The sequence below is a fragment of the Faecalibacterium langellae genome (assembly GCF_002549775.1).
Lineage (GTDB): Bacteria > Bacillota > Clostridia > Oscillospirales > Ruminococcaceae > Faecalibacterium > Faecalibacterium langellae.
Genome location: NZ_NMTR01000021.1, coordinates 967,507 through 985,399, shown reverse-complemented (window position 1 = coordinate 985,399; position 17,893 = coordinate 967,507). Strand labels below are relative to the sequence as shown.

15 protein-coding genes and 2 rRNA genes are annotated in these 17,893 nt (G+C 59.5%); 13 read left to right on the top strand and 4 right to left on the bottom strand.

Features of this window, described 5'->3' with window-relative positions; genetic code table 11:
* Nucleotides 1–167: ribosomal RNA gene (locus CGS49_RS13165) — 23S ribosomal RNA — on the top strand; the annotation flags it as partial.
* Nucleotides 168–292: 125 nt separating this feature from the next.
* Nucleotides 293–409, top strand: a 5S ribosomal RNA gene (gene rrf, locus CGS49_RS13160).
* A gap of 139 nt (nt 410–548) precedes the next feature.
* Here the strand turns inward: rrf and CGS49_RS13155 are convergent.
* On the bottom strand, nt 549–767 hold the full coding sequence (locus CGS49_RS13155) for a helix-turn-helix domain-containing protein (protein ID WP_097802239.1): 219 nt from the start codon (nt 765–767) through the stop codon (nt 549–551).
* Between the two features lie 141 nt (nt 768–908).
* Here CGS49_RS13155 and CGS49_RS13150 point away from each other — a divergent pair, with 141 nt between their 5' ends.
* The 11 genes from CGS49_RS13150 to CGS49_RS13100 all read left to right on the top strand — a co-directional run bounded on the left by CGS49_RS13150 (nt 909) and on the right by CGS49_RS13100 (nt 12,939).
* Nucleotides 909–1,487 carry an NPCBM/NEW2 domain-containing protein gene (locus CGS49_RS13150; RefSeq protein WP_097802238.1) on the top strand — a complete coding sequence of 193 codons (579 nt, stop codon included), beginning with the start codon at nt 909–911 and terminating at the stop codon, nt 1,485–1,487.
* Between the two features lie 189 nt (nt 1,488–1,676).
* Nucleotides 1,677–3,026, top strand: a complete 1,350-nt coding sequence (locus CGS49_RS13145) for an MATE family efflux transporter (RefSeq protein WP_097802237.1) — start codon at nt 1,677–1,679, stop codon at nt 3,024–3,026.
* The gene (locus CGS49_RS13140; RefSeq protein ID WP_097802236.1) at nt 3,019–3,846 is read left to right on the top strand and encodes a MerR family transcriptional regulator; all 828 of its coding nucleotides are present in this window, start codon (nt 3,019–3,021) and stop codon (nt 3,844–3,846) included. Before CGS49_RS13145 ends, CGS49_RS13140 begins: the two co-directional genes overlap by 8 nt.
* Before the next feature lie 223 nt (nt 3,847–4,069).
* A complete protein-coding gene (locus CGS49_RS13135; protein ID WP_097802235.1) occupies nt 4,070–4,627 on the top strand; it encodes a flavin reductase family protein in 558 nt (185 codons plus the stop codon).
* Between the two features lie 109 nt (nt 4,628–4,736).
* On the top strand, nt 4,737–5,639 hold the full coding sequence (locus CGS49_RS13130) for a D-alanyl-D-alanine carboxypeptidase family protein (protein ID WP_097802234.1): 903 nt from the start codon (nt 4,737–4,739) through the stop codon (nt 5,637–5,639).
* Between the two features lie 85 nt (nt 5,640–5,724).
* Nucleotides 5,725–6,492, top strand: a complete 768-nt coding sequence (locus CGS49_RS13125) for a helix-turn-helix domain-containing protein (protein ID WP_242975469.1) — start codon at nt 5,725–5,727, stop codon at nt 6,490–6,492.
* Between the two features lie 90 nt (nt 6,493–6,582).
* Nucleotides 6,583–7,308: a YkgJ family cysteine cluster protein gene (locus tag CGS49_RS13120; protein WP_097802232.1), complete on the top strand. Its 726-nt coding sequence runs from the start codon at nt 6,583–6,585 to the stop codon at nt 7,306–7,308.
* Nucleotides 7,309–7,496: 188 nt separating this feature from the next.
* On the top strand, nt 7,497–8,510 hold the full coding sequence (locus tag CGS49_RS13115; protein WP_097802231.1) for an ABC transporter substrate-binding protein: 1,014 nt from the start codon (nt 7,497–7,499) through the stop codon (nt 8,508–8,510).
* 118 nt (nt 8,511–8,628) lie between these two features.
* Nucleotides 8,629–9,570: an ABC transporter permease gene (locus tag CGS49_RS13110; RefSeq protein ID WP_097802230.1), complete on the top strand. Its 942-nt coding sequence runs from the start codon at nt 8,629–8,631 to the stop codon at nt 9,568–9,570.
* Complete coding sequence (locus CGS49_RS13105) at nt 9,563–10,360, top strand: ABC transporter ATP-binding protein (RefSeq protein WP_097802229.1); 798 nt, start codon at nt 9,563–9,565, stop codon at nt 10,358–10,360. The genes CGS49_RS13110 and CGS49_RS13105 overlap by 8 nt, the downstream gene beginning before the upstream one ends.
* Nucleotides 10,361–10,458: 98 nt before the next feature.
* On the top strand, nt 10,459–12,939 hold the full coding sequence (locus tag CGS49_RS13100; RefSeq protein WP_097802228.1) for an excinuclease ABC subunit UvrA: 2,481 nt from the start codon (nt 10,459–10,461) through the stop codon (nt 12,937–12,939).
* Nucleotides 12,940–13,072: 133 nt separating this feature from the next.
* Here CGS49_RS13100 and CGS49_RS13095 read toward each other — a convergent pair whose 3' ends face one another.
* The 3 genes from CGS49_RS13095 to CGS49_RS13085 form a co-directional block, all read right to left on the bottom strand.
* Entirely contained in the window at nt 13,073–15,493 is a 2,421-nt protein-coding gene (locus CGS49_RS13095) for an autotransporter outer membrane beta-barrel domain-containing protein (RefSeq protein WP_097802227.1), read from the bottom strand.
* Between the two features lie 206 nt (nt 15,494–15,699).
* Nucleotides 15,700–16,788, bottom strand: a complete 1,089-nt coding sequence (locus CGS49_RS13090; RefSeq protein ID WP_097802226.1) for a sugar kinase — start codon at nt 16,786–16,788, stop codon at nt 15,700–15,702.
* A gap of 143 nt (nt 16,789–16,931) precedes the next feature.
* Nucleotides 16,932–17,852, bottom strand: coding sequence for a radical SAM protein (locus CGS49_RS13085; RefSeq protein ID WP_097802225.1), 921 nt, complete (start codon nt 17,850–17,852; stop codon nt 16,932–16,934).
* Nucleotides 17,853–17,893: the final 41 nt, after the last annotated feature.

Below are 17,893 nucleotides of genomic sequence, written 5' to 3'. Positions count from 1 at the left end.
TCGGATAAACGCTGAAAGCATCTAAGCGTGAAGCCGACCCAAAGATAAGATATCCCATTGTTTCAAACAAGTAAGACCCCTTGAAGACTACAAGGTTGATAGGCACGATGTGTAAGTGGAGTGATCCATTCAGCAAGCGTGTACTAATAGGTCGAGGGCTTGACCACAATTCGCTTGAGACTTTTCAGTCAACGAAAAAATGTTAGCAGTGATTATTCAGTTTTGAAGGCACGTCCTTCTAAAAACACTGGACAAAGTACAACAAACATGTTATACCAGACCAGTCAGATCGGTCGGTGTCGATGACGGTGAGGTTCCACCTGTTCCCATTCCGAACACAGAAGTTAAGCTCACTTGTGCCGAAGATAGTTCGCTGGAAACGGCGCGTGAAAATAGGTAGTCGCCGACTTGAATCAAACGTCTTGAGAGAAATCTCAGGGCGTTTTTCTTTTGCAAAAGCTCTGGGAAAGTTCCCGGGGCTTGCTGCTGTATACATGGGACTATTTTACTGCGCTAGAAGAAACAGAAAAATAGTGATAGCAACATGTTCAACAGAGCGGATACCGGTCGGGAATATCCGTCTGGCAAAGAAGATAATCAATGCTTACCGTATAGAGTTGTGCCAGCGGCACCAGAAGTTCTGCGGTCAGCTGCTGGGTTCCGGTTTCCACATAGCTGTATTTGCGCTGGGTGATGCCGATTTTATCGGCCACCATCTGTTGGGTAAAATCATGATCCTCACGTAGGTCTTTCAGTCGATTTTTCATAATATCAACCCTCCCTGCGTAATAGGATAGGTTAGATGGAATCCGTCTATTGACTTTTAGATAAATATTATCTATACTAAAGACAATAAATGGGCATCCTGATGGATACTCGTGGAAAAATCGTATATGATGAGGTGAATCATGATGAAGAAAATTGACCGCCGTAAATTTTTGAAAGTAATGGGTGCTGTGGGTGCTGTATGCACAATGACTGCGCTGACTGGCTGCAGTGGTGGGGGCGGAAGCGCGCCGAGTTCAGATGGTTCGGTTCCGCTGTCATATTTGGAACCGTTTAATGGGAGTGTTGTATGGAATAACCTTACGCCGACAGATCCGTTTGGTTGCACATATGCAAATGGCGTCAACTATATGGTATTCAGGCGGTATGAGTGCTATTGGACGAACACTCGTTATAATGCAGCGCTTACAATCTTTTATGGGGAAGTAGAGTACCTGCTTGATAAAAAATATAAGAAGTTAACAATGAACCTGAATGCCTATAAAGAGGCTGGGGAATACGGCTGGGGAAAGATAAATGTCTATGCAGATGGCAATCTGGTAAAAACTTCGCCGGAGATTGTAAAGAAAACCAAAGACACCGTAAAGTTTGAAGTGGATGTTTCAAATGTAAATTATCTTAAAATTGTTCCCGAGGTCAGTACGGGTGGCAGTAACTATTATGGTGAGATGATTCTGTGGGATGTTAAGCTTTGGCCGTAATCAATTTCTATGAAGCATTGAGTGGCCCCGCTGTGTTGAGTAATCAGCATGGCGGGGCCGCTTTATTGCAATAAAGTCTTGACTCTACAACCGTTATAGAGTTTACTATCTATGACGGAAAGGAGTGCCCGCCGGGAGTGCCCTGCGAAAGGTTGGCAGTGGAGGGGACCGGCGGGCGGACAAACGCATATGGAAAAGAATCTCACCAGCGGAAGTGTGCTGAAAAGCATCCTGTATTTCTCGCTGCCGTATCTGCTTTCGTATTTTCTGCAGACGCTGTACGGCATGGCCGACCTGTTCATTATCGGGCAGTTCGAGGGTGTGGCCAGCACCACAGCAGTGTCCATCGGCAGTCAGGTGATGCATATGATCACCGTGATGATCGTGGGCCTTGCCATGGGCACGACGGTCACCATCGGGCGGGCCGTCGGTGCGGGGAACCGTTCCCACGCGGCAAAGCTCATCGGCAACACGGTCACCCTGTTTCTGACGGGGTCGGTGGTGCTGGCAGCGGTGCTGGTGGGCTTTGTGGACCCCATCATCCGGCTGGTGTCGGTGCCCGAAGAAGCCGTGGCGGGCGCAAAAGCGTACCTCATCATCTGCTTTATCGGCATCCCATGCATCACGGCTTATAACATTCTGGCGTCTATTTTTCGCGGGCTGGGCGATTCCAAAAGCCCGATGTATTTCATTGCGATCGCCTGCGTGAGCAACATCGCGCTGGACTACCTCTTTATGGGCGCACTGCATCTCGGCCCGGCCGGTGCAGCCCTGGGCACGACCCTTTCCCAGCTGGTCAGCGTGGTAGTGTCGCTGCTGGTCATTCGGAAGCGGCACAGCATCCGCGTGACGGGTACAGACCTCAAACCGAAGAAGGATGTGCTGGGCGAGCTGCTTGGCATCGGTGTGCCGGTGATGCTGCAGGATGGCTTCATCCAGGTGTCCTTCATGATCATCACCATCATTGCAAATCATCGCGGCCTGACCGATGCGGCCGCTGTGGGCATCGTGGAAAAGATCATCAGCTTTTTGTTCCTCGTGCCCAGCTCCATGCTGTCCACCGTGTCGGCGCTGGGTGCCCAGAATATCGGCGCTGGCAAGCACGACCGTGCCGACGCCATCCTGCGCTATGCTATCGGCATCGGCGTGGCCTTTGGTACGGTGATGGCCGTGCTGATGCAGTTCATTGCGCCGTCGGTGGTGCGGCCTTTCACCTCGGACGAAGCCGTGGTGCTGGCGGGCGCATCCTACATCCGGGGTTACATCTTTGACTGTCTGTTTGCGGGCATCCAGTTCAGTTTCAGCGGTTATTTCTGCGCTTACGGCAAGTCGGGGCTGTCCTTTTTGCACAACAGCCTGTCCATCCTTCTGGTGCGCGTGCCGGGGGCCTATCTCGCGTCCCGGTTCTTCCCGCAGACGCTGCTGCCCATGGGTCTGGCGTCGGCGTGCGGCTCGCTGTTTTCCAGTGTGGTGTGTGTCATTGCCTATTGCTGGCTCAAGCGGCAGCTGAACCGGACAAACGAGGTGCTTCATGGCTGAACGTGAACTGTTCCAGATCGGCGAGGTGGCAAAGATGTACCATCTGAGCGTGGGCACCCTGCGCCACTACGAGCAGGTGGGCCTGCTGAAGCCAGAGTATACCGACCCGGCCACCGGCTACCGCTACTACAGCGTCCGGCAGTTCGAGCAGCTGACCAACATCCGCTACCTGCGGGCGCTGGGCCTGCCGCTGGATGAGATCGCGGCCACCCTGCACGACCGGGATGTGGACAACATCGCGGAGGCCCTGCGCCGCCAGAAAGAGCTGATCGCCCGCAAAAAGCAGGAACTGGAGATCATGGAACGCAAGATCGACCACCGTCTGGCCCAGCTGGAGGACGCCCGCCGCTCGGAGCTGGACTGCATCCGTCTGGTGGAGCAGCCCGCCCTGCGGCTGGTGCTGCTGCGGGACAGCGTGAAGTTCAACAGTTACCTCTGGCTGGAGCGCTCCATCCGAAAGATCGAGCAGGATCAGAAACTGCCGCTGAGCTACATCGGGAAGGTGGGCGTGGGCATCTCGGGAGAAAACCTGAAAAGCGCAGAGTTCGGGCATTACGACCTTGTGTTTCTGGTGCTGGAAGAAGACGATGTCTACGAAGGCCGCGTGGAGACTCTGCCGCCCTGCCGCTGCGCTGCGGTGCGGTTCCGGGGCGACCACAGCCGGGCACCGCAGTACTACGAACAGCTGGCGCAGTTCCTTGCGGCAAACGGCCTGCAGATCGCCGGTTTCTCCCGTGAGATCACACTGATCGACAACTGCATCTCGGATGACCCGGCGCAGTATGTGACGGAGATTCGGATACCTGTCGCACGGGGATAGATGCAGCTTTCCCGGGCAGGACGGCGGGGAGTTTCTCTGGCGAATGACCGGGAAGTGGGGCCCCGGCGCAAAGCGTCGGGGCGGAACCGTGGGTTCCGGGCTGTTCGCGGAGAAAGCTCCCCGCTGGCCTGCCCATCGAAGGGATTGAATCTTCACAAAAAGGTGGTACAATAGAGTTATCACCAGTGAAACACTAGGAATTCACGCAAAAGGAGTGTTTTGTATGCGCAAAGAGTTTGGTTCCAATCCTTGGTTCTACCCGCTGCCGGTGCTCATCATCGGCACCTACGATGAAAATGGCAAGCCGGATGCCATGAATGCAGCCTGGGGCGGCCTGTATGACACGAACCTTGTGGAGCTGTGCCTGAGCGCCGGCCATAAGACCACCAAGAACATCCTGCAGAAAAGGGCATTCACCGTCAGCTTTGCCGACGCCGAGAATGTGGCCGCCTGCGATTATGTGGGCATCGTCTCCGGCAACAACACCCCGGATAAGATGGAAAAGTCCGGCCTGACCGCTGAAAAGAGCGCCGTGGTGGATGCACCGCTGTTTACCCAGCTGCCGCTGACGCTGGAGTGCAAGTATGTGCACAGCACCGAGGAAGGCAACATCATCGGCGAGATCGTGAACATCAGCGCCGATGAGCGCATTCTGGGTGCGGACGGCAAGATCGACATGACAAAGTTCCGCCCCATTTCCTACGAGCCGGTGCACAACGGCTATCATGTGCTGGGCGAGCGGGTCGGCACGGCCTTCAGCGACGGCATGAAGCTGAAATAAGTTTCGGCCCAAACCCCGAAAATCTGCCCGGAGATTGCATCCAGAAGCGCTTTTGTCTCGTTATAAGAGGTGAAAGCGCTTTTATGTTTTTGAAAAGGATGCGATCAAGATGAAAAAATTCCACCGCCGCCGCGCACACGGCAGGCGTATTTTGCTGTGTCTACTGGCCCTTGCGCTGCTGTTTGTGGTGCTGGCCCTGCGGCAGAACATTCTGCTGGACACCACCAGCCGCCATGCCCTTCTGATGGACGCCCAGACCGGGCAGGTGCTGGCGCAGAAACGTGCCAACGAAAAAGTGGCCCCGGCGTCCCTGACCAAGATGATGACCGTGCTGCTGGCCATCGAAGCCCAGCCGGACCTCGACCAGCCTGTGACCCTGCCGGAGGATGTGTTCCCGGAACTGACGGCCGAAAATGCGTCCATGGCGGGTTTTGCGCCCGGCGAGACGGTCACGGTGCGGGACGTGCTGTATGGTGCCATGCTGCCTTCCGGGGCCGAGTGCTGCGAAGCGCTGGCCCGGCTGGTGAGCGGCAGCGAGAGCGCCTTTGTGGCGTTGATGAACCAGAAAGCCGCAGAGCTGGGCATGAAGAACACCCACTTCTGCAACCCCATCGGCCTGACCGAGACCGAGCATTACTCCACCGCCGCTGACCTTGCCAAGCTGCTGCAGGCGGCGCTGCAGAACGAGACCTTTCGCACCATCTTCACCACCGGGCACTACACCAGCATCCCAACGGCCCAGCACCCGGAAGGCGTTTCCTTTGCCAGCACCCTGCTGAGCAAACTGAACGGCAGCGAGCTTTCCGACGGGCAGGATAAAATTCTGGGTGGCAAGACCGGCTACACCGCAGCGGCCGGGCTGTGCCTGGCAAGCCTTGCAACGGTGCAGGGACGCGAGTACATTCTGGTCACGCTGGGCGCGCCCGGCAGCCACATCACCGAGCAGTTCAACATTCAGGATGCCATCAGCGTTTACCGGAAACTGGAAACAAAAATGTCCGCAAAACGTTGATTCTACTGCCGGTCGGTTGCGCAAAGCGGGTTTGCCCGGTACAATGGAGCCACGAACAGAGCCGCAGGCTCACAAGGAGGACAACATGTACGGACTGGACAAAGCCGCATTCGGCAGCTTTCTGGCGCAGCTGCGCAGGGAAAAGGGCATGACCCAGCGGGAGCTGGCTGCAGACCTGTATGTATCGGATAAGGCCGTGAGCAAATGGGAGCGGGGCCTGAGCGTGCCGGATATCTCGCTGCTGGTGCCGCTGGCAGAAATTCTGAACGTGACGGTGGCCGAGCTTTTGCAGGGCCGCCGCGTCGAAGAAGAACAGCGCTTTACCCGCGAGGAGACGGAAGAACTCATCCGCAAGGCGCTGACCTTCTCGGCAGAGCCGCCGGAGCGCCGTCAGGCCCGGACCCAGAAGTTCCTGCCGCTGTATGCAGTCTATGTGCTGCTGGGCCTTGTGGGCACTGCCGTCGTCTGTGCGGCGGGGCTGGCAGGCACCGAGGGCGCAAAGGCGCTGCTCATCATGAATGCGATCTTCGGCGTCGTGTATGGAGCCTACACCTTGTTCTGGATGCCGGAGACCCTGCCGCGCTACTACGATGAGAACCGCATCTGCAACTTTGCGCAGGGCGGGTTCCACATCCACATCCCGGGCGTGTACTACAACAACCGCAACTGGCTGCATGTGCTTAAATGGATGCGGGTGTGGTGCGTGGTGTCTATGGTCCTGATGCCGCCCTGCACGGCTGCGGCGGTGCTGTTCGAGCGTGCCGCCGGCTGGCAGGTGTGGGGGGCGGTGCTCATCGTGTACATTCTCTCGCTGTTCGGGGCCATCGTCATCCCGGCGAAAAAATATGAGTAAGCCAAAATGAAAGGGAGCGATTTGCTCCCTTTTGTTTTGGTTGGCAGTGTGATACACTAGAACTATTCTGAAAGAGATGGAGCGAATAGTATGCGAGACCACCACATCGACCTGTGCGGGCAGATCGACTTCACCCGCACCGAGGCCATGCCGCTGCTGGCGCGGGAGGCACATTTCAGCTTTGCGTGCAATGGCTGCGGCGACTGCTGCCGCGGGCGGGAGGATATCGTGTTGTCCGGCTTTGACCTGTGGCGCATCGCGGCCCGGCTGCACCTGCCGCCGCAGATCGTGGCGCGGGGCTTCTGCCGGGCCAGCATCGGCATGGTGAGCCACCTGCCGGTGCTGCGGCTGGCCCCGGTGAAGGAGAACCGCAATAACTGCCCCTTTCTCACCGAAAATCACTGCGCCATCCATGACGCGGAACCGCTGGTGTGTGCTCTGTACCCGCTGGCGCAGGAGATCAGCCGGGACGGGCAGGTGAGCTACTTTTTGCAGCCCACCGGCTGCGGCGGGCAGGTGATCGAAGCGCGGGTGCAGGATTACCTTGCCCGCTATGATGTCCCCGCGCGGGAAGCGACGGATGTGCGCTGGGCGCAGACCTGCATGGCGCTGGAAGACACTGTGGAACAGCTGGAAGCGGCTCTCGGCCCGGTGCTGGTGCGCCGGATGCAGGCAAAGCTCTGGCAGGCGCTGTACTTTGATTACAATTTTGCGCAGCCATTCCTGCCACAGCTGGAGCGCAACCTCGGCTGGCTGCAGGGGGAAATGGCAAAACTGACCGCTTATCAGGCAAAATTGAAGTATGTATCAAAATAATTGATTGATATGTTTTAAATGATTGATAATTAAGGCCGTTTTCGGGCAAAAGTGAGTTGTTTTACTGCAGAATGTGTGCTATACTTCACGAGTGTAAAGCGAAACTGTACGACACACGCTTACAATCATTGCTTTCCGGCGCGGCACCTGTAGGCTGCGCAAGCGAAAAATAGAGGAGATAGATCATTATGCGTAAAATCACTCGTCGTTCCTTCCTGGCTGCTGCCGCTGCCTGCGGCGCTGCTGCTGCCCTGACTGCCTGCGGCGGTTCTTCTGCATCCACTGCAGCTTCCTCCACCGCATCTTCTGCGGCAGCCGCTGATGGCCAGACCTATACCATCGGCATCTGCCAGCTGGTGCAGCATGCCGCTCTGGACGCTGCCACCCAGGGCTTCCAGGATGTCCTGACCGAGGAGTTTGGCGATAACGTCACCTTCGACCTGCAGAACGCACAGGGCGATTCCGCCACCTGCGCCACCATCACCAACGGCTTCGTTTCCGCAGGCGTGGACCTGATCATGGCAAACGCCACCCCCGCCCTGCAGGCTGCACAGGCTGCCACCGACACCATCCCCATCCTGGGCACCTCCGTCACCGAGTATGGCGTGGCCCTGGGCCTGGACAACTACGACGGCACCGTGGGCGGCAACGTCTCCGGCACTTCCGACTTGGCTCCCCTGGGCGAGCAGGCCGATATGATCGTGGAGTGGCTGCCCGATGTGAAGAATGTCGGCCTGCTGTACTGCTCTGCTGAGGCAAACAGCCAGTACCAGGTGGACGAGGTCCAGAAGTATCTGGAAGCCAAGGGCGTCACCGCTACCCAGTACGCTTTCTCGGATTCCAACGATCTGTCCTCCGTCTGCCAGCAGGCTGCGAACGAGAACGACGCACTGTACGTTCCCACCGATAACACCGTTGCTGCCAACACCGGCATCGTGGACGGCATCTGCCGCCCGGCCAAGAAGCCCGTGTTCACAGGCGAGGAGGGCATCTGCTCCGGCTGCGGCGTGGCTACCCTGTCCATCAGCTACTACGATCTGGGCCGCACCACCGGTGAGATGGCAGTGAAGATCCTGAAGGGCGAGGCCGACATCTCTACCATGCCCATTGAGAACACCAATGTGACCAAGAAGTACAACGAGGCCATCTGCGATGATCTGGGCCTGACCGTTCCCGAAGGCTACGAGGAGATCGAGGGCTAAGGCACTCTCGGGAAAACAAACATAAAAATCAGCGGAGAAGGGCGAAAAATGGCCTTTCTCCGCTTTCCCGTATCCGACGGGAGATGAAAAAAGTGTATCAGAAACAGGAGGAATTGTTTTGGACATCATTGCAAGACTGGCAAACCTGCCGGGCGCTCTGCCGGGTGCCTGTGCACAGGGCCTTATCTGGGGCATCATGGCCATCGGCGTTTATCTCACCTACCGCATCCTGGATGTGGCCGACCTGACCGTGGACGGCTCCTTCGGCACCGGCGGCGCTGTGTGCGTCATGTGCCTGCTCTCTGGCCAGAACGTCTGGGTCTCGCTGCTCATGGCGCTGCTGGCGGGCCTTCTGGCAGGCCTTGTCACCGGCCTGTTGCACACCTTCATGGGCATCCCGGCCATTCTGGCCGGCATCCTGACCCAGCTGGCTCTCTACTCCATCAACCTGAAGATCATGGGCAAAGCCAACCAGTCCATCAATGTGGATAAGTACGGCCTGCTCATCTCCCTGCGCTGGGTCAAGGAGTTCGCGCTGCACAACCCCATCATCATGGTCATCATCGCCACGGCGGTGGTCATCGCGGTGCTGTACTGGTTCTTCGGCACCGAGCTGGGCTGCGCCATCCGCGCCACCGGCTCCAACCCCGCCATGTCCCGCGCACAGGGCATCAACACCAACTTCAACATCGTGCTGGGCCTGGCTGTGTCCAACGGCCTGGTGGCCCTGTCCGGTGCGCTGCTGAGCCAGTATCAGGGCTTTGCGGATGTCGGCATGGGCCGCGGTGCCATCGTCATCGGTCTGGCAGCCGTCATCATCGGCGAGGCCATCTTCAGCCGCATCTTCCACAACTTCGCCCTCAAGATGGTGTCCGTCTCGCTGGGTGCCATCATCTACTACATCGTCATCCAGCTGGTGCTGACCCTGGGCTTCGACGCCAACCTGCTGAAGCTGCTGAGCGCTTCCGTGGTGGCCATTTTCCTTGCCGTGCCGTACTGGAAGGGCAAGTACTTCTCGAAGCCGGTGAAGAAGGCAAAGGAGGATGCAAAAAATGCTTGAGATCCAGAATGTTTCCAAGACCTTTAACGCTGGCACGGTCAACCAGAAAACGGCCCTGAACGGCCTGAACCTGAAGCTGAACGAGGGCGACTTCGTCACCGTCATCGGCGGCAACGGCGCAGGCAAATCCACCATGCTGAACGCCGTGGCCGGTGTGTGGCCGGTGGACGAGGGCAAGATCCTCATTGACGGCGTGGACGTTACCCGCCTGAGCGAGCACCAGCGCGCCGCCTACATCGGCCGCGTGTTCCAGGACCCCATGACCGGCACAGCCGCCACCATGCAGATCGAGGAAAACCTTGCCCTGGCGGCCCGCCGCGGCAAACCCCGCACCCTGCGCATCGGCATCACCAAGGCGGAGCGGGAGCAGTACCGTGAACTGCTCAAAACGCTGGACCTGGGCCTGGAAGACCGTTTGACCGCCCGTGTGGGTCTGCTGTCCGGCGGCCAGCGTCAGGCGCTGACCCTGCTGATGGCCACTATGAACAAGCCCAAGCTCCTGCTGCTGGACGAGCACACCGCCGCCCTTGACCCCAAGACCGCCCTCAAGGTGCTGACCCTCTCGGCCAAGATCGTGGAGGAGAACCACCTGACCACCATGATGATCACCCACAACATGAAGGACGCCATCAAGTATGGCAACCGCCTGATCATGATGCACGAGGGCCATATCATCTACGACGTGGCAGGCGAGGAAAAGAAGAACCTGCACGTCTCCGACCTGCTGGCCAAGTTCCAGATCGCCAGCGGCGGCGAGTTTGCAAACGACCGCATGATCCTTTCCAACTAAGTTCCGGCACACAGGCGCCTGCCCGTTTGGGTGGGCGCTTGTTTTTTGCCTGCATTGTGTTACAATAAAACCATTCCAAAGACAGGGGAGAAGGAAAAATGGTCGATCATATCGAGATCCGCGGCGCACGGGTGCACAACCTGAAAAATGTGGACGTGGATGTGCCGCTGGGCAAGATCGTGGGCGTGGCGGGTGTGTCCGGCTCGGGCAAATCCAGCCTTGCACTGGGTGTGCTGTATGCCGAGGGCTCCCGGCGGTATCTGGATGCCCTTTCCACCTACACCCGCCGCCGCATGACCCAGGCAGCCAAGGCCACCGTGGACGAGGTGCTGTACGTCCCGGCGGCGCTGGCTCTGCACCAGCGGCCCGCCGTGCCCGGCATCCGCAGCACCTTTGGCACCGGCACCGAGCTGCTGAACAGTCTGCGGCTGATGTACTCCCGCCTGTCCAGCTACCCCTGCCCGCAGTGCGGCCACTGGCTGGAGCCCAGCCTTGCCGTGGCGGCCGAAAAGCCGCTGGTCTGTCCGGTGTGCGGGGCCAGCGTGCGGGCGCTCTCGGCGGAGGAATTCGCCTTCAACAGCCAGGGCGCCTGCCGCACCTGCAGCGGCACCGGCACCGTGATGACCGTGGACGAGAGCACCCTTGTGCCGGACGACTCCCTCACCATCGACGAGGGTGCGGTGGCCCCCTGGAAAAGCCTGATGTGGTCGCTGATGACCGACATCTGCCGCGAGATGGGCGTGCGCACCGATGTACCCTTCCGTGATTTGACCAACAAGGAAAAGGACATCGTCTTCCACGGCCCGGCCGAGAAAAAGCACATTTTCTACCACAACAAAAACTCCAATCAGGCCGGGGAGCTGGATTTCACCTACTTCAACGCCACCTACACGGTGGAAAACGCCCTCTCCAAGGTCAAGGACGAGAAGGGCATGAAGCGGGTGGAAAAGTTTTTGCGGCAGGGCGTCTGCCCGGACTGCGGCGGCTCCCGCCTGACGGCAGCGGCCCGCACGCCGCGCCTGCGAGGCATTACGCTGGACAAAGCCTGCCAGATGACCCTTGCCCAGCTCACCGACTGGGTGGCAGGCGTGCCGGACAGCCTGCCGGAAGAAATGCGCCCCATGGCCCGGAATATCTGCGAATCCTTCCAGACGGTGGCGGCGCGGCTGCTGTCGCTGGGGCTTAGCTACCTGACGCTGGATCGTGCGGCATCCACCCTCTCCACCGGTGAGCGCCAGCGGATGCAGCTGGCCCGCGCCGTGCGCAACCGCACCACCGGTGTGCTGTATGTGCTGGACGAGCCGTCCATCGGTCTGCATCCTTCCAACATCGAGGGACTAACCGACGTGATGCACGACCTCATCGCCGACGGCAACTCGGTGGTGCTGGTGGACCACGACACCCAAATTTTAAAGGAAGCCGACTGGCTCATCGAGATGGGCCCGGAAGCCGGTGCCAAGGGCGGGCACGTCATTGCGCAGGGGACCATCCCGGAAATTGAAGCAAGCCTCGCCTCCCAGATCGGGCCGTTTCTCGCGGGCCGGGCGGGCGTCCATGCGCGGCCCCGTACACCGGAAAATGAGCTGTTCGCGCTGGGGCGCATCCACCTTTCCACGGACGCCATCCACACCGTGAAGTCGCTGGAACTGGACCTGCCCAAGGGGCGGCTCACCGTCGTCACGGGTGTGTCCGGCAGCGGCAAGACCACCCTCATTCTGGAAAGCCTCATCCCGGCGCTGCAGGCCAAAGTGAACGGCACCGCTCTGCCGGGGCATGTGAAGGCTGTGGAAGCAGACGGCATCGCGCAGGTGAAGCTCATCGACGCGACGCCCATCGGCATCAATGTGCGCTCCACGGTAGCCACCTATGCCAACGTGCACGACGAGCTGCGCAAGCTCTTTGCCAAAACGCCGGACGCGAAGGGCCACGGCTATAAGGCGGGCGACTTCTCCTACAACACCGGCAAACTGCGGTGCCCTACCTGCGACGGCACTGGTGTCATCAGTCTGGACGTGCAGTTCCTGCCGGACGTGGATGTGCCCTGCCCGGACTGCGGCGGCTCCCGCTACAGCCGGGAAGCGGCGGCAGTCAAGCTGCCCACGGCGGGCGGCGGGGCGGCCTCCATGGCCGATCTGATGGACATGGACGTGTCCACCGCGCTGGATGCCTGCGCCGACCGCAAGCTGGTGCGCCAGCGCCTGCAGGTGCTGAAGGAGCTGGGCCTTGGCTACCTGACCCTCGGCGAAGAAACGCCCAGCCTTTCCGGCGGCGAGGCCCAGCGGCTCAAGCTGGCCAGCGAGATGGGCCGCGGGCAGGCCGACAGCGTGTTCGTGTTCGATGAGCCCACCATCGGCCTGCACCCGCTGGACGTGCAGACCCTGCTGGGCGTGTTCCAGAAGCTGATCGAGAATGGGGCCACGGTGGTGGTCATCGAGCATGATCTGGACGTCATCCGCAACGCGGACTATATCGTGGATATGGGCCCGGGCGGCGGCGACGCTGGCGGCCGCATCGTGGCGGCAGGCACCCCGGAACAGGTGAAGCAGGACCCGGAGAGCATCACGGGACGGTATATCTGAATCAGACAAGCAAAAACGGACAGCTGTGCAGGCAATGCAGGGCTGTCCGTTTTGTTTGCGGCCGCAGCAAAAATCCCCGCCGGGGAGAACACCCGACGGGGATCAGAGCGCGCGTAAGAGGGAAAGGGGGCGCTTACAGCAGCTCGTTGTGCACGGTGCCGCCCACGGTCAGGGTGGGCACATCGCCGGTGTGAAGGAGCTGGGCTTCGTCGTCCTCGCCGCCCAGAGCCAGCAGAGCGGAAAGACTCAGGGTGGTGGTCTTAAGGTTGGTCACAAAAGTGATGCTCTCCGCGCCGGAAGCCTGCAGCTCGCGCAGCACGGGCAGCGGCGCAATGAGGGTGGCGGTGTCCAGGCCGTCGCGGCGGGCATCCACGATGTAATTGCCGCTCTCGGTGCGGGTCTCAAAGGTCACATCTGCGCCGTTGGCATCCACCACGCGCAGGTGCAGGGCAGCGGGCACGGCAGCGGCGGTGGTGTCATTGCTGGGGGTGTCGGGCTGGTCCGGCTCCGGCTGGGGGATGGTGCGCTGCAGGTGGCAGATGGTGCACTCCTCATAGGTGCCGTCTTCGCTGGTGACCCACTCGTGCTTCATGGCGTCAAAGGTGGAACCGGCCGGGATGGGCAGCTCAAGGTCTTCCACACCCGCATCATTGCAGTGCCAGATGATGGTACTGTCGGTGCGGGAAGCAATGGTGTACACGTGGTCGCCGCGCACATAACGGAACGGCTCACCGGTCACAGTAACAGAGCCGTCTTCGTTCTGAACCACAGCAGAATGGTTGTAGTAGACGATCCCGCTGTCTTCTGAGACAACGAGTCGATCGGAGCGCGCTATGTTATACTCCGAGTCACCGGGTTCATAAACAGAAAACGTTTCGCCATCGGAAATGTAGTAGTTCTTTATGAGCTCAGAAGAAATATCGAAGGAAGAACCGTTTTTACTGCTTCCGCTTCCGCCCACCGCGGTCAGACTGCCGGAAACCAGATGCACGTCGTTATTGCGTTCGTTATAGTAATTGGCGTTGTTATAGTAACCGCCGCCGCCGGTCGCAGTTCCGCTTTCGGACACTGCATTGCCGCCTGCCACGGTGACTGCACTGTCCGAGATCGTTATTTTGCCGGAGTTGCGATCGATTCCCCTGCCGCCGGTCGCGTTGCCGGAGCCGGAAGCCTGCGCATTCCCGCCCTGCGCAAGGAGAGTGACGTGATCGATCTGGTAGCTGTCAGCGGCAGTACCTATAATATTAGCACCTGTGCCGCCAGTAGCATTTTTTCCGCTACTGCTGCTGTTTCCACCGATCGCAGAAATATGGCTGTCAGAAATGTTGGATTTCAGACCATCGTAATTGCCAATACCGAGGCCGAGACCGCCGCTGGAGTAGTCGTCAGTGGAGTTGTTCACACTTCCACCGGTCGCAGAAAGAGAAGACCCGGTCATGTTGAGGACATCTGCAGACAGGCCGGTTCCGCCGTAGGATAATGAGCCGCCGACATCGCCGCCGACGGCAGTGATGGAAGTGTCAATGATTGACAGATCTTTGGCGTAGATCCCGTCGGAGCTAACATAGCCAGAGTCTTTGGAATATCCCCCTTTGGCGGTCAGAGATCCACCGTCCTTGTCAGCATCGGTGAGGGTGAGGGTTCCGTCGAGGAGCCCGCTGTGCAGGCCGGCGAGAGAGCCGTGTGCAGAATCATACGTGCTGCTGCCGCTGATCAGCTCATTTTTGCCGTCCAGCTCCAGCGTCACGTCGCCGGTGCCGGAGATGTTCATGGCGTCTTCCTTCGAGGTGCCCGCATCCACCTTCAGGTTCCGCAGGATGATGTTCAGCGCATCTTTATAATTGTTGACGATCTTGACCACGTTCTCCACCACCGAGCTGACGACCGACGTGTTCTCCTCGGCCGGGGCTTCGTAGGTGACGGTCTCGTCTTCGGGGTCGGCGGCTTTTTCGGCCGGTGCGGCGGCTTCCGGCGCGGGTTCGGGCTTCGTCACCTGCACATCGGGGTCCACGGTGTAATCGCCGTATTCGATCACGGTGCCGTCCTCGGTCTCGGTGACGGTGCGCTCCGGCTCGGCGGGGGTGTCCTCAGCTTCGTCGCCGGTATCCACGGCCGGGGCAGACAGCTCCAGCGTTGCGGGCTCAGCGGCCGCATCCTCTGCGTCGGCATCGTCCGCTGCGGCATCTTCGGTGCCCTCTGCGTCAGCGGTTTCGGGCGCTTCAGCTTCGTCAGCCGGGGCTGCATCTTCTTCGGCCGGGGCTTCCTCGTCCTCGGTCTCCGCCGGTGCGGGTTCGGCGGCGTCGTTCTGGGAGGCAGGTGCCTGGGTGTTGTCGCCGGTGATGATGATATCATCCGTGCCGTCGCCGTCGTCCTCCACCTTCTGGCCGCCCACCTGGATGGTCTTGCTGCCGTCTGCATCCACAGTGATGTTCACACTGCCCTGGCTGACATCACAGATGTAGGCCGCCGTGACGGCGGGGGCTGCCGCAGACAGCGCCATGCTCAGAGCCAGCGTTGCGGCGGCCGTTCGTTTGAGTGTTTTTCGCAACCGCATAAGAAAAAACCTCCTGTGTGTTCAATGTCTGGATGCTCCTGAATTTTAGCGGAATGGACAAAAAACGGGGGCACCTCTTAAAACATTTTAGCATAGGGGGGGGGGGCAAAATCAAGAGAAACGTGAAAAAAAGTAAAGAAAAACACGAAGAATCGCGCAAAAAACGCCTCCCGGGCTTTCCGGGAGGCGTCGGCGCGTATAAGGGTTTACCGCTTGATATCGTAGTTCATGTTCATCAGGTTGCGGATGGAGCTCACATCGTCGGTGATGTTGGCATCGCCGTGGATGGTATGCTTGATGGCGCTGCTTGCCACCGCAAAGTTGATCATGTCCATGGCGCGGTAGTTGTGCAGCATGGCGTAGATCAGGCCGCTGGCAAAGGCGTCGCCGCCGCCCACGCGGTCAAGGATGTTAAAGGTGAACAGCTTGCTCTCGAAGGTGTGGCCGTCGTACCACATAAAGGCCTTCAGGCTGTTCTCGCTGCCGCTGTGGGCGTAGCGCACATGGCGGGCGATGCACTTGAGGTTCGGGTAGCGCTCAATGAAGTGCTGGAAAATCTCGTCCTGCTGCTCGTAGCTGGGCTGCAGGGGCACGCCGTCCTTCCAGTCGCCCTTGCTGTGGTCGTTCTCGTCCTTCCACAGGTGGTAGGGCTCGATGCCCAGCAGCACGTCCACATAGGGCAGGCACTCGGTGCAGAAGTCGCGGGCTTCCTCCCAGGTCCACAGGGTGGAGCGGAAGTTGCCGTCGAAGCTGACGGTCAGACCCTTCTTCTTGGCCACCTTGAGCATATCCAGAATGAGGGTACGGCAGTTGGGGGCCAGTGCCGGGGTAATGCCGCTCAGGTGCAGCCAGTCGAAGCCGTCCAGCAGGGCGTCCAGGTCCACCTGCGAGAAATCGTACTCGGTGATGGCGCTGTGCTTGCGGTCGTAGATGACCTTGGAAGCGCGGATGCCGTAGCCGGTCTCGAGGTAGTAAGTACCCAGACGGTTGGAAGGGGTCTCGTCCGGCTCGGTGAGGATCATGGGCGTGCAGTGCACATCGTTGGAGCGCAGCCAGCGCACCGCGCTCTTGCCCAGACTGTTGTTGGGCACCACGCTGAAGAAGGTGCTGTCCACGCCCAGGTTTGCCAGCGCCAGCGCAATGTTGGCCTCGCTGCCGCCATAGCTGGCCTCAAAGCTGGACGCCATGCGGATCTTTTCATAGTTCGGCGGGGTGAGACGCAGCATGATCTCGCCGCAGGTGATGAACTTCTGCCCGTTGGGTTCGCTGCCAAGGATGGGATTGTAGTGTTCCATAACGCTCCTCCTGAATATTGATAAGCTCACGAGCTCTGTTAACACATCGTTGTATCCATTATAATCCGCCGCAGCCGGGATTGCAAGCACTTGCGCGGAAATGCAAGAGAAAATAATCGCCCTTTTTTGGAAGATTTGACGAATTATACCCCCGTCAAATCAAAGCTGGGCGTATATTCCTCCTTCGCGCTGCTTTTCTGCTGCATATACCCCTGCACAAGCCCCTTGTCCATGGCGTAGTTCACCACTCGGCGGTACTCGTAGGTGGTGATGCGCCGCCCGATTCCGTGCTCTGCGGCCTTGTAGAAAGGGGTATACTGGCTCATGACGCTGGGCAAGAAGCACCCCGGGTCGGCGTCGTTCCAGGCGGCCATCTGGTCCAGCACCGCAAAGCTGTCGTCCACATGGCCCGGCAGGGCAAGGTGCCGCAGGATGACGCCCCGCTGCAGGATGCCGTCTGCGTTGAACACCGGGTGCCCGGCCTGCGCCATCATGGCTTCAATGGCGGGCTTTGCCTGCGCGAAGTAGTCCGGCGCGGAGGAAAGCTCGGCCGAGAGGGCAGAGGACACATACTTTAGATCGGCCAGCCAGATGTCGATGTACCCGCGCCATGCTTCCACGCTTTCCACCGTCTCGTAGCCGCCGGTGTTGCACACGATGGGCAGGCGCAGGCCCTTTTCCCGGGCAATGTCCAGCGCGGCGATGATCCATGGCCGCCACTGGCCGGGCGTGACCAGATTGATGTTGTGGGCACCCTGCGCCTGTAAGCTGAGAAAAATCTCGGCCAGGTGTTCCACGGTGATCTCTTTGCCCAGCCCTTCGGCGCTGATGGGGTAGTTCTGACAGAAGCAGCACTTGAGCGTGCAGCCGGAGAAGAACACCGTGCCGCTGCCCTTTGTGCCGCTGATGCAGGGCTCCTCCCAGTAGTGCAGGGCCGCGCGGGCGGCTTTCAGGGTGCCGCCTGCCCCGCAGAAACCGGTGCGCCCGGCGGCACGGTCAGCCCCGCACCGGCGCGGGCAGAGGGTGCAGTGGGTGGGAATGGAAACGAAATCGCTTTTCGGCATAATATCCAAAGTCCTTTGCAGAAAGTTTGCCAGCCCCAGTA

Coding starts and splice junctions, on each gene's coding strand:
- CGS49_RS13150 (WP_097802238.1), top strand. CDS start 909: ATGATGAAGAAAATTGACCGCCGTAAATTTTTGAAAGTAATGGGTGCT.
- CGS49_RS13090 (WP_097802226.1), bottom strand. CDS start 16,788: ATGGAACACTACAATCCCATCCTTGGCAGCGAACCCAACGGGCAGAAG.
- CGS49_RS13155 (WP_097802239.1), bottom strand. CDS start 767: ATGAAAAATCGACTGAAAGACCTACGTGAGGATCATGATTTTACCCAA.
- CGS49_RS13100 (WP_097802228.1), top strand. CDS start 10,459: ATGGTCGATCATATCGAGATCCGCGGCGCACGGGTGCACAACCTGAAA.
- CGS49_RS13135 (WP_097802235.1), top strand. CDS start 4,070: ATGCGCAAAGAGTTTGGTTCCAATCCTTGGTTCTACCCGCTGCCGGTG.
- CGS49_RS13095 (WP_097802227.1), bottom strand. CDS start 15,493: ATGCGGTTGCGAAAAACACTCAAACGAACGGCCGCCGCAACGCTGGCT.
- CGS49_RS13130 (WP_097802234.1), top strand. CDS start 4,737: ATGAAAAAATTCCACCGCCGCCGCGCACACGGCAGGCGTATTTTGCTG.
- CGS49_RS13145 (WP_097802237.1), top strand. CDS start 1,677: ATGGAAAAGAATCTCACCAGCGGAAGTGTGCTGAAAAGCATCCTGTAT.
- CGS49_RS13120 (WP_097802232.1), top strand. CDS start 6,583: ATGCGAGACCACCACATCGACCTGTGCGGGCAGATCGACTTCACCCGC.
- CGS49_RS13125 (WP_242975469.1), top strand. CDS start 5,725: ATGTACGGACTGGACAAAGCCGCATTCGGCAGCTTTCTGGCGCAGCTG.
- CGS49_RS13115 (WP_097802231.1), top strand. CDS start 7,497: ATGCGTAAAATCACTCGTCGTTCCTTCCTGGCTGCTGCCGCTGCCTGC.
- CGS49_RS13105 (WP_097802229.1), top strand. CDS start 9,563: ATGCTTGAGATCCAGAATGTTTCCAAGACCTTTAACGCTGGCACGGTC.
- CGS49_RS13085 (WP_097802225.1), bottom strand. CDS start 17,852: ATGCCGAAAAGCGATTTCGTTTCCATTCCCACCCACTGCACCCTCTGC.
- CGS49_RS13140 (WP_097802236.1), top strand. CDS start 3,019: ATGGCTGAACGTGAACTGTTCCAGATCGGCGAGGTGGCAAAGATGTAC.